Origin of the sequence: Dietzia sp. DQ12-76 (assembly GCF_014145045.1) — a bacterium.
Lineage (GTDB): Bacteria > Actinomycetota > Actinomycetes > Mycobacteriales > Mycobacteriaceae > Dietzia.
The window spans coordinates 1-10,672 of the sequence record NZ_JAALDV010000169.1 but is presented as its reverse complement, the minus strand read 5'-3'; the positions used below and the strand labels follow the sequence as shown (position 1 = coordinate 10,672).

The window sequence follows — 10,672 nt, the reverse complement described above, 5'->3', positions numbered from 1 at the left end:
TGAGCCGAGCCGATCGCACGAAGTCCCCGGCGGTGAGTTCCACGCCCTCCTGCCAGGACGCGGCGAGGATCGACGAGAGCGCACCGCCCGACACCCAGTGGTGCAGGACCGGGGCGAGTCCGGCATCGAGATCGGGGGTCGGCGGCAACTGGTGGGACTTCTCGGCCGCCGTGACGTCCGCGGCGACGCGGTCGGTCTCGGCGAGGGCGGCGCGCAGCAGCTCGTCGGAGGGCTCGCGGACCGCCGACTCGCTACGGGGGTGGGCCACGACGGTGGTGATCACCGCGGCCAGCCCCGCCGGGTCGAGCCCTGACCACACCCCGCGCCGGAGACACTCCGCCACGAACAGGTCCTGCTCGGTGTGGATGCCCGCCAGTAGGCGGCCGGCCTCCGTGGCACGGACCTCCCCCTCGTGCTTCTCCAGGTAGCCGAGGTGGTCGAGCAGGTCGACGATCCTGCGGAACCGGCGGGCCAGGGAGTCGGAATCCTCCTCCACCTCCGCGGTGAGCGTGTCCACGTCCGCCGCGGCTCGTGCCCAGCGTTCGTGGAGACGGGCCAGCCTGTCGATCCGGGGATCCTCGTGCAGGGGGTGCTGGCGCAGGGCCCGGCGCGTGGCCGCGAGTCGCGGGTCCTTTCGGACGGACTTGCCCCCGGCGTTCTTCATCCGGCCTCTGGCCTTGCCGCGCAGCCCCTCCATCCGCTGGACGAGTGCCCGTTTGGCCCGTCCGTCGAGTTTCCGGCGACCGCGTGGCAGGTCGACCCTCCCCACCGGCACGGGGGGCGCCGCGAAGTCCTGCTGGCGCAGCCAGCCGGTCCAGCCGGAATCGGTCAGACACAACAGGGCCGGGTCGGAGGGGATGTCGGTGCGCACCTGGAGCACCGTGGCGACCATGCCGAACCGCTTGCGGCCGACGGTGATCACGGAACCCGCGGTCTGCTTGAGCATCGCCGCGCGCACGGATTCCAGCCGGTCGTCGCGGGTGGCCTTCTCGGTGGATTTCTCGAGCCGACTCAGGTCCGCGCGCAGCGACATGTACTCGTCGAGCTGGGAGTCGCCGCCGGCCTCCTCCAGGTCCGCACGGATCCGGTCCCGCTCGTCCGTCCTGCGTTCGACCGCCCGTGACCGGGACACCAGCGTGCGGTCGGTCTGGAACTGGGCGAACGACCTGCCGATGAGGGATGTCGCCTCCGCCACGCCGAGTTGTTCCACGAGGTTGACGGCCATGGAGTAGTCCGGGGTGAACGCACTGAGCAGGGGGAAGCGTGGGGTGTCCACGAGAGCGGACAGCGCGTCCAGGTCGAGATCCTGTTGGTCCAGCACCACCGCGGTGCCCTTGGTGTCGATCCCCCTCCTGCCGGCGCGGCCGGTGATCTGGGAGTACTCGGCGGAGGTGAGCATCGCATGGGTGTCGCCGTTGAACTTGGTGGTCTTCTCCAGGACGACCGCCCGGGCCGGCATGTGGATGCCCAGGGCGAGGGTCTCCGTGGCGAACACGACCTTGATCAGACCGGCCGAGAACAACTCCTCCACGACGGTCCGGAACAGCGGGAGCATGCCCGCGTGGTGGGCGGCGATGCCACTGATCAGTCCGGCCCTGAAGGCGGCGAAGTCGAGGGCGTCCAGGTCGTGCCGGGGAACCTGCGCACACGCGGCGTCGACGTGCGCGGCGATCCGTCGCGACTCCTCCCCCGTGGTCAGCCGCAACCGGGCCCGGCGCATCTGGGAGACCGCTCCGTCGCACCCGGCCCGGGAGAACACGAAGTAGATCGCGGGCAGCAGATGGTCGTCGTCGAGCTTCTCGATCACGTCCTGACGTCGCGCCCACTGGGCCCGGGGTCGGGCCGCCACCCGTTCGTCGTGATACCCGCCCCGGCTGCGCCGTCGATGGTCGGCGGCGGCCCGGACGGGGACCAGGTCACCGTCCGTGTAGAGCATGTGCGCGAGGGGAACGGGCCTCACGTCGGAGAGCACCACCGCGGTGTCGCCGCGGATCTCGGTGATCCAGTCCCCGAGTTCCTCGGTGTTGCTCAACGTCGCCGACAGGCCCACGAGTCGGACCAACGGGTCGAGGGTCAGGATGATCTCCTCCCAGACCACGCCTCGCGACCGGTCCCCGAGGTAGTGGATCTCGTCCATCACCACGCAGTCCAGGTCGTGCAGGGCGGAGGACCCGGAGTAGATCATGTTCCGCAGGACCTCGGTGGTCATCACCACCACCGGGGCGTCGGCGTCGATGGAGTGATCCCCGGTGAGCAACCCCACGTTCTCGGGCCCGAAGCGGTGCCGGAACTGACGGAACTTCTGGTTGCTCAGTGCCTTGACGGGCGTGGTGTAGAAGCACCGGCCGCCGCCGGCAAGGGCCCGGTGGGCCGCGTACTCCCCGATGAGCGTCTTGCCCGACCCGGTGGGCGCCGAGACGAGGAGATTGCGGCCGGCGTCGAGCGCGGAGAAGGCCTCGATCTGGAACGGGTCCGGATCGAAACCCTCCGTCTGGAGGAACGACTCGAGCAGGGAGCCCGCGTCGTGCGGCTCAGAGCGTGTCGTCATACATCGCCCCACCCGAGGGTGCCTGGAGGGGCCGTGCACCGCTGACCGGCTCGGGCGCGGCGAGCGGGCCGGTGGAACGGACCTCCCCGGAACCGTCGAGGCGCTCGGACGGACCCAGCGGTAAGGCGGACTCGTCGTCGACGTCGAGCCATTCCTCGCGGGCCCTGCTCTTGCGCTTGTCGTGGATGCGGGCGAACTGGATGGACATTTCCACCAACACGCACACCGCCGCGGCGAGCGCCAGCATCGAGAACGGATCCTGACCGGGCGAGGCGACGGCGGCGAAGACGAAGATCCCCATGATGATCCCGCGCCGCGACCTGGCGAGCACCTCGTACCTGAGTACACCGGCGACGTTGAGCATCGCGATGAGCAGCGGGATCTCGAAGCTCACCCCGAAGATGAGGATCAGCTGGATGAGGAAGGAGAAGTACTGCGTGCCCGACAGGGCCGTGGTCTGGACGTTGTCGCCGATGGAGAGCAGGAACTCGAGGGCGAAGACGATCACGACGTAGGCCAGGACCGCCCCGCCGATGAACAGGATGGCGGCGAGTACGGTGAACGCGATTCCGTAGCGCTTCTCGTTCTTGTGCAGGCCCGGCGTGATGAAGGCCCACAGCTGGTAGAGCCAGACCGGGCTGGCCAACACGATCCCGGCGGTGGCGGCCACCTTGAGACGGAGCATGAACTGCTCGAAGGGGCCGGTCGCGAGGAGCCGACACTGGTCGTCCGCGTCACCCAGTTGTAGGCGTGCGCCGGGTGGGATGTCGCAGTAGGGGCCGGTGAGGATCTCACCCAGCGAGGGGACGCCGAAGAATCCGCTGCCGTACCACCAGAACCCGAAGCCCAGCGTCACCACGATCGCCGCGAGGGCGATGAGCAGTCGCTTGCGCAGCTCGTAGATGTGCTCGATGAGCGGCATCGTGCCGTCGGGGTTCCGGGGCCGGCGCTTGCGCCTGGACAACATCCGACCGGCGCCGCCCCCGGGGGTGGCGCCGGTCTTCTGGGGTCCTGTCTGCGTCATCTGTGGGGATACCTGCTACCGCTGGGTGCCGGTTCCGCCGTCGTACGGGCCGGTGGGGTCGACGTGCTGTGGCGATTGCTGGTGCTGCTGACCCTGCTGCGGCGTCTGCGGGTACTGCTGCCCCGTCTGCGGCGGGTGCTGGTACTGCTGCTGGGACTGGCCCTGCTGCTGGTACGGCTGCTGCGGAGCCTGCGGGTAGCCCTGAGCTTGATGCTGCGCCTGCGTGGGGTGCGCCTGCGGCTGGACGTACTGCGCGGCGTTCGGCTGACCCGCCTGGGTGAGCGCTTCCGGCTCGGCAGGCTTGTCGTCGTTCTGCATCTCCTTGATCTCCGATTTGAAGATCCGCATCGACCGCCCGAGGCCGCGAGCGGCGTCGGGGAGCTTCTTGGAGCCGAAGAGGAGCAGCACCACCGCGAGAACGATGAGCCAGTGCCAGATGCTCAACGCACCCATGTCTACCTCCGATTGTGTGACAACACGGCCATGCTAACGCACCCACGCCGACAGCCGGAGGCGCGGTCCCCCCCTTCGAATGCGGTGACCAGCGGGTTCACGCGGTTTTCACGGCGAGGACACCGAGTCGTCGCGGGCCTCGTAGAGCGCGAGCCCGGCGATGGCCCGGTCGGCGATCTCCGCGGCCAGTCCGGGGTCGGACGGCGTCACGACGTCGGCGTGTCCGAGCAGGAACCTGACCAGCCACGTCCGGTCGTGATAGGCGATCGAGACGTCGAGATCGCCGTCCGGGCGCCGGACCACGTCGTGGAACCCGAACTCGTCGAGGAACCACGCGGCCGCCGCGGGGACGACGGCGCGTTCCAGGAGGACGCCCGCCCCGCCGTCCTGGGGTTCCGGCCCGAGCGACCGGCGCGGTCCGACCTCTTCGACCCCGCTCATCCGGTCGGTGCGGAAGGTCCTCCACTGCCCGGTCCCGCGGTCGACCCCGTGGACGTAGGAGTGCCCGTCGGACACGGAGAGCCGAGCGGGATCGACCACTCTGGTGGTCGAGGTGTCCGAGCTGGCCGAGTGGTAGACGAATCGCAGTGCGCGTCCGTCGTGGACGGCGGTGCGGACCACATCGGCGTCCGGCGGGGTGTCGGGGCGGGAGGGCTCCTCCGCCCGGGCCTCGACGCCGGCCGCGGTCCGGAGGGTCCGCAGCAGATCACGCAGGGCGGTCTGGTCGACCACCTCGGGATGATCGAGGAAGATCGCGAGTCCGGTCTCCAGGGTGACGGCCTCGGCCGCGGTGAGCCGGACGGGACGATCGATCCCGGCGGTGAACGTCACCTCGACCAGTTCGGCGTCGTCCAGGTCCTCCGAGGAGAAGGCGAGGTCGATGAGGTCACCCGGCCCGTAGCCGGGTAGACCGCAGGACCACAGCTGCCAGAGCGCGTCCCGCAGTTGTTGCTCCGTCATGCCGAGATCCCGCGCGGCCTCGTCCACGCGCACCGCGCCCCGGGTGTGGAAGTACGGGACCACGCTGAGCAGCGTCGCCAGTGGGACGGCACGGGAGGTCATCGGTCGGCCTCCTCGGCGGCGGAGAGGATCGTCAGGACTCGATCGCGGAGTCCGGCGGGCCGGAGGGCCACGGCGTCGGCGCCCTGGGATGCCACCATCGACGCCAGCTCACCGAGCGGAGCACACACCTCCAGGTCCGCTCCCCCACGCCCGAACCGGTCGGCAGATGCGGCGTCGCGGGCCATCGCACGGAGTTCGGCGGCGTGGCCGTCCGCCGCCCACACGGTGGCCTCGACCACCGGGTTCAGGCGGGAGATGGCGTCGTCGAGAAGCGCCAGCACCTCGGAGGTCCGTGGAACCGGGACGGTCCGGCCGGCCTGGCCCACCCGGACGTCCGAGACCCTCACCAGGCGGAAGGTGCGGGGTTCGCCGCGATCGAGGTCGTGACCGACCACGTACCAGTGTCCCTGTCGGGACCCGGTCCACCACGGTTCGATCCTCCGGGCGCTCGGTGCCGTCGCCCCTGCAGGGGTGTGCGAGAACGTGAGGAGCCGGCCCTCCGCGACCGCCTCCGCGACGACGGCGGCAACCGCGAGTTCGGCCGGGTCCTCCACCGTCACGGTCGCACCGGCGTCGTGCACCGGGTCGATACCCGCGGCAGTGAGCTTGGCCAGAGCCCCGTCGGCCCGGGCGGCCCGCTCGCCCTCGCGCCACACCTCGGAGGCCACGGCCAGCACCCCGGCCTGTTCGGGGGTGAGGGTGATCTCGGGGAGCTCGTATCCACCGGCGGGGATCCGGTAGCCGGCCGGGGACCCCGGCGCCAGCGAGGCTCCCTGTTCGAGGGGGACGCCCACCTCGCGGAGTTCCCGCTTGTCCCGCTCGAACATCCTCAGATATGCGGCCTCGTTCTCGCAGTCGTCGTAACCCTGGACCATCCTGCGGATCTCCCCCGCGGACAGGAAGGCGTTGGTCGACCTCAGACAGATGACGAGGTTGACCAGCCGTTGGGACTTGGAGGTGGGCACGGGCAGGACGCTATCGGCCGAGCGCGGCGATCAGGCCGTCGACACGCGGGTCCTCGGCGGTGAACGGGTCCGTGAGCGCGACCGTGGGCAGGGTGCCGTCGGCGACCTTGAGATGCACCCAGTCCACGGTGTAGTCCCGCCGGGCCGCGGTGGCGGCGGAGATGAAGCGGCCACGCAGCGCCGCCCGGGTGGTCTCCGGCGCGATCCGCCGGGCCCGTTCGATCTCCGGGTCGCTCACCACCCGCGAGACCAGACCACGGCGTTCGAGCACGGAGTGCAGCCCGCGTCCCGGCCGGATGTCGTGGTAGGTCAGGTCGATCTGTGCCAACCGCGGGTGATCCAGGTCGACCCCCGTCCTGCCCTGGACCTGTCGGATGAGCCGCAGCTTCGCGGCCCAGTCGATGTCACCGGCGATCGCGTCGTGGTCGCCGGACTCGATCGCGTCGAGGACCCGCTCCCACAGGGTCACGCACCTCTCCACGACGGGGCGGTCGTCGCGCTCCCACCCGCCATGACCGAGGTGGCGGTGGACCGCGGCCAGGAACTCCCGCTGGATCTCCAGGGCGGTCATCGTGGTGCCGTCGGTGAGGGTGACCGGCCGGGTCCCGGTGAGGTCGCGGCTGATCTCCCTGATCGCGCGGACGGGGTGGGCGATCGCCATCGGGCGCAACGGGACGCCGGCCTCGAGCGTCTCCAACACCAGTCGGGTGCTGGCGACCTTGAGCAGGGTCGTGGTCTCGATCATGTTGGAATCGCCCACGATGACGTGCATACGCCTGAACCGGGTCGAGTCAGCGTGGGGCTCGTCGCGGGTGTTGATGAGGGGGCGCGATCGGGTGGTGGCCGACGAGACACCGTCCCACATGTGCTCGGCCCGCTGGGAGAAGCAGAAGGTGGTCTCCCCGTCCTCGGCGGTGCCCACGCCCGCCGGGGTCCCGGGCAGGATCTTGCCGGCGCCGCAGATGAGCTGCCGGCTCACCAGGAACGGCAGCAGCGTCGTGGCCATGCTCCGGACCTGGGTCGACCGGTCGAGGAGGTAGTTCTCGTGCGAGCCGTAGGAGTTGCCCGCGGTGTCGGTGTTGTTCTTGTACAGGTAGACCTTGGCGTCGATGCCCTCGGCCGCGAGCGACTGTTCGGCGTGGACGGCGAGGTCGTCGATGATCCGCTCCCCCGCCCTGTCGTGGGCGACGATCTGCTCCAGACCGTCGCACTCCGCGGTCGCGTACTCGGGATGGGAACCCACGTCCAGATAGAGGCGGGATCCGTTCTCGAGGAACACGTTCGAACTGCGCCAGCGTTCGACGACGGGACGGAAGAAGTAGCGGGCGATCTCGTCGGGCCCGAGCGAGCGCGAACCCTCGCCACCGACGCTGGTGATCCCGAACTCCGTCTCGATCCCGACGATGCGGCGGATCATGGCGGCCTACTGCCCGCCCTTCTGGACGTAGGACTTCACGAACTCCTCGGCGTTGGTCTCGAGGATGTCGTCGATCTCGTCGAGCAGTGAGTCGGCGGACGAGGTCTGCGCGGTCGCGGCGACCTGCCCGGCCTCGTCGTCCGGCTCGCCTGCGCCGCCGGCGTTCTTCTGGATCTGGGACATCGGGTGGTTCTCCTGTCGTGGTGTGGACGGGACGGGGCCGTGTGAGCGGGATGCTCAGCGGAGCAGCGGGCCGTCGGGGCTGAGGAACTCCGGGTGCGCGTCGCAGTGGGCGCGGGTCCCGGTATACGGGTCGGCGAGGTCCACGTGGCGGTGGTCGCCGCGGGAATCGACGACGACGACGTGGTCCCACCCCGCGGCGTGGACGCGCTCACCGAGCAGGGCCAGGAAGCGCCCCCGGGCCCAGGCCCGCGTGGACTCGGGAGGGGTGGTCACCGCGGCCTCGACGCGGGCCTCGGTGACCATCCTGCGCATGGCACCCTTGCCCACCAGGCGGTTGTAGAGTCCCCGCTCCGGGTCGATGTCGTGGTACTGGACGTCGATGAGGGCCAGGCGTGCGTGGTCCCATCCCAGGGTGTCGCGTGCCCTGAACCCCTCCAGGAGGCGGAGTTTGGCCGGCCAGTCCAGCCGATCGGCGCACGACATGGGGTCCCGCTCGAGTGCGTCGAGGATCTCCCGCCATTCGGCCAGGACCTCGACGGCCCACCCCGGGCGCCCCGTGCCGTCGCCGACCAGGTCCGACACGCGGCCGAGGATCTCGCGCTGGAGGCCGATCCCCGTGAGCGCCAGGCCGTCGGGCAGTGCGACGGTGGCGGTGAGGGACGGGTCGTGGCTGATGGTGTGTACCGCCTCGACGGGGTCGACCGGGACCAGGTCCGACAGGTCGATCCCCGCCTCGATCGCGTCCAGGACCAGGCAGGTGGTGCCGATCTTCAGGTACGTCGCGAGCTCGGCCATGTTGGCGTCGCCGAGGATCACGTGGAGGCGGCGCCACGTCTCGTCCGGGGCGTGCGGTTCGTCGCGGGTGTTGATGATCCCGCGGCGCAGAGTGGTCTCCAGACCGGTGAACACCTCGATGTAGTCGGCGCGTTGGGAGATCTGGAAACCGGGCTCCTCCCCGGATTGACCTATGCCGACCCGCCCGGCACCGCAGAACACCTGGCGGGAGACCAGATGGGGCGCCAGGCTCATCGAGAGCTCGTCGAAGTCGACCTCGCGACGCACGAGGTAGTTCTCGTGGGCGCCGTAGGACGCGCCCTTGCCGTCGACGTTGTTCTTGTAGAGCTTGAGCTCGGCGTTGCCGTCGACGGCGGACGACTCACTACCGGCCCGGTGCATGATCCGCTCCCCCGCCTTGTCCCAGATCACCGCGTCGATCGGGGAATCGACCTCGGGAGAGGAGTATTCGGGGTGTGCGTGGTCGACGTAGAAGCGCGCGCCGTTGGTGAGCACCCGGTTGCTCACCCCGAACTCGCTCGGATCGTAGGCGCGGGCGGAGCCGAGATCGAAGCCGCGGGCGTCGCGTAGGGGCGATTCGGACCCGTAGTCCCACCGGGTCGCATCGGCGGTCCCGGCGACCTCGCCCGGGTCGGTGTACGCCTTGACCACCTGGGTCGAGGTGACCACCGAGCTGAGCAGCGGCTGACCCACGGCGACGATGCCGAACTCGATCTCGGTCCCGATCACCCGGCCTCTCGCGACCTCGTCGGACTCGTCCCGCCCGGTCGGGGTCACCGCTCGTCCTCCCTGTGCGGCACGATGACCTCGACCACGCGTTCTCCCCGGACTCCCGCGAGACGCGCCCATTCCTGCGGGTTGGAGGTGTTGGGCAGATCGGTGTTCTCCGCGAACTCCGCGTCGACGGCGTCCAGGAAATCGTCGGTCGTCAGACCCTGTCCGGTGCCGTGCACGATGTCCTTGATCGCGATTTTCTTGGCCCGGTCCACGATGTTGCGCAGCATCGCCCCGGAGGTCAGATCCGCGAGATGGAGGGACGACCGTCGGCCGGACGCGTGGACCAGATGCACGTAGGTGGTCGACTCGTCCCTGGTGTAGAGACGGTCGACGATCCGGGTGATGAGGCCGCGGACATGCTCCTCGCCGCCCGCGGAACCGACCTCGTCCGGATCGAACCGTAGATCCGGCGTGATGTACTTGGCGAGGATGTCGGCCGCGGCGTCGGCGTCCGGGCGGTCGATCCGGATCTTGAGATCGAGTCGGCCCGGGCGCAGGATCGCCGGGTCGATCATGTCCTCCCGGTTGGAGGCGCCGATCACGATGACGTTGCGCAGGTCCTCCACCCCGTCGATCTCGGCGAGGAGCTGAGGGACGATCGTGGTCTCCATGTCGGAGGAGATGCCCGACCCGCGGGTGCGGAAGATGGAGTCCATCTCGTCGAAGAACACGATCACCGGGTTGCCCTCGGTCGCCTTCTCCCGAGCCCGCTCGAAGATCGACCGGATGTGCCGCTCGGTCTCGCCCACGTACTTGTTGAGCAGTTCCGGACCCTTGATGGAGAGGAAGTAGGAGTTGGGGTACCGGCCATCGCTGGTGTCCTCCCCCCGCGACGTCGCCGAGGCCAGCGCCAACGAGTGCGCGACCGCCTTCGCGATCAGGGTCTTGCCGCACCCGGGAGGGCCGTAGAGCAGCACCCCCTTCGGCGGGGCGAGATGGAACTCGCGGTAGAGCTCATGGTGGACGAAGGGCAGTTCGATGGCATCGCGGATCTGCTCGATCTGTGCGCCGAGACCGCCGATGTCGGAGTACTCGACCATCGGGATCTCCTCGAGCAGGAGCTCGTCGACCTCGGCCTTGGGCACGACCTCGAACGCCACGGCGGCCTTGGGGTCCACCAGGACCGCGTCGCCCGGGCGCACCGGCGCCGGGTGGGCGGCGGTGCGCCCTCCGCGCAACCCGGACGCCAGATGGACGACGTGCTCCTCGTCGTTGCCCATCACCACGCGGGCCCGCACCCCGTCGGCCAGCACGTCCCGGAAGACCGCGGTGACGCCGGTGACGGGGAGGCCTGTGCAGGCCTCGATGACGGTCATCGCTTCGTTCAGGCGGACGGTGACGCCCGCCGCGAGCACGGAGGGGTCGACCCCGGGCGCCAGGGTCAGACGCATCCGCCGACCGGCCGCCATGACCTCCGCGGTATCGGCGTCCACGGGGTCCTGCAGCAA

Annotated in this window: 9 protein-coding genes; all 9 read right to left on the bottom strand. The window is 70.0% G+C overall.

Features of this window, described 5'->3' with window-relative positions; all coding sequences use genetic code 11:
* The coding region (locus tag G6019_RS07100; RefSeq protein ID WP_182627282.1) for a DEAD/DEAH box helicase at positions 1 to 2,548 on the bottom strand (2,548 nt) is incomplete at its 3' end.
* Entirely contained in the window at positions 2,532 to 3,515 is a 984-nt protein-coding gene (tatC, locus tag G6019_RS07095) for a twin-arginine translocase subunit TatC (RefSeq protein ID WP_241725920.1), read from the bottom strand. The genes tatC and G6019_RS07100, both read right to left, overlap by 17 nt.
* Before the next feature lie 72 nt (positions 3,516 to 3,587).
* Positions 3,588 to 4,025, bottom strand: a complete 438-nt coding sequence (tatA, locus tag G6019_RS07090) for a Sec-independent protein translocase subunit TatA (RefSeq protein ID WP_107756444.1) — start codon at positions 4,023 to 4,025, stop codon at positions 3,588 to 3,590.
* A 108-nt stretch (positions 4,026 to 4,133) separates the two neighbouring features.
* Positions 4,134 to 5,087, bottom strand: coding sequence for a helix-turn-helix transcriptional regulator (locus tag G6019_RS07085; protein ID WP_182612871.1), 954 nt, complete (start codon positions 5,085 to 5,087; stop codon positions 4,134 to 4,136).
* Positions 5,084 to 6,052, bottom strand: a complete 969-nt coding sequence (locus G6019_RS07080; RefSeq protein WP_107756446.1) for a helix-turn-helix transcriptional regulator — start codon at positions 6,050 to 6,052, stop codon at positions 5,084 to 5,086. The genes G6019_RS07085 and G6019_RS07080 overlap by 4 nt, the downstream gene beginning before the upstream one ends.
* A gap of 10 nt (positions 6,053 to 6,062) precedes the next feature.
* A complete protein-coding gene (pafA, locus tag G6019_RS07075) occupies positions 6,063 to 7,469 on the bottom strand; it encodes a Pup--protein ligase (RefSeq protein ID WP_107756447.1) in 1,407 nt (468 codons plus the stop codon).
* 6 nt (positions 7,470 to 7,475) lie between these two features.
* Entirely contained in the window at positions 7,476 to 7,652 is a 177-nt protein-coding gene (locus G6019_RS07070) for a ubiquitin-like protein Pup (protein ID WP_107756448.1), read from the bottom strand.
* A 54-nt stretch (positions 7,653 to 7,706) separates the two neighbouring features.
* The gene (dop, locus tag G6019_RS07065; protein WP_182612872.1) at positions 7,707 to 9,224 is read right to left on the bottom strand and encodes a depupylase/deamidase Dop; all 1,518 of its coding nucleotides are present in this window, start codon (positions 9,222 to 9,224) and stop codon (positions 7,707 to 7,709) included.
* Positions 9,221 to 10,672: proteasome ATPase (gene arc, locus G6019_RS07060; protein WP_182627280.1), on the bottom strand; the 1,452-nt coding region annotated here is incomplete at its 5' end. The genes arc and dop, both read right to left, overlap by 4 nt.

Bases quoted from the DNA above. Each gene is read 5' to 3' on its own strand.
- tatC (WP_241725920.1), bottom strand. From the start codon at position 3,515: ATGTTGTCCAGGCGCAAGCGCCGGCCCCGGAACCCCGACGGCACGATG.
- tatA (WP_107756444.1), bottom strand. From the start codon at position 4,025: ATGGGTGCGTTGAGCATCTGGCACTGGCTCATCGTTCTCGCGGTGGTG.
- G6019_RS07085 (WP_182612871.1), bottom strand. From the start codon at position 5,087: ATGACCTCCCGTGCCGTCCCACTGGCGACGCTGCTCAGCGTGGTCCCG.
- pafA (WP_107756447.1), bottom strand. From the start codon at position 7,469: ATGATCCGCCGCATCGTCGGGATCGAGACGGAGTTCGGGATCACCAGC.
- G6019_RS07070 (WP_107756448.1), bottom strand. From the start codon at position 7,652: ATGTCCCAGATCCAGAAGAACGCCGGCGGCGCAGGCGAGCCGGACGAC.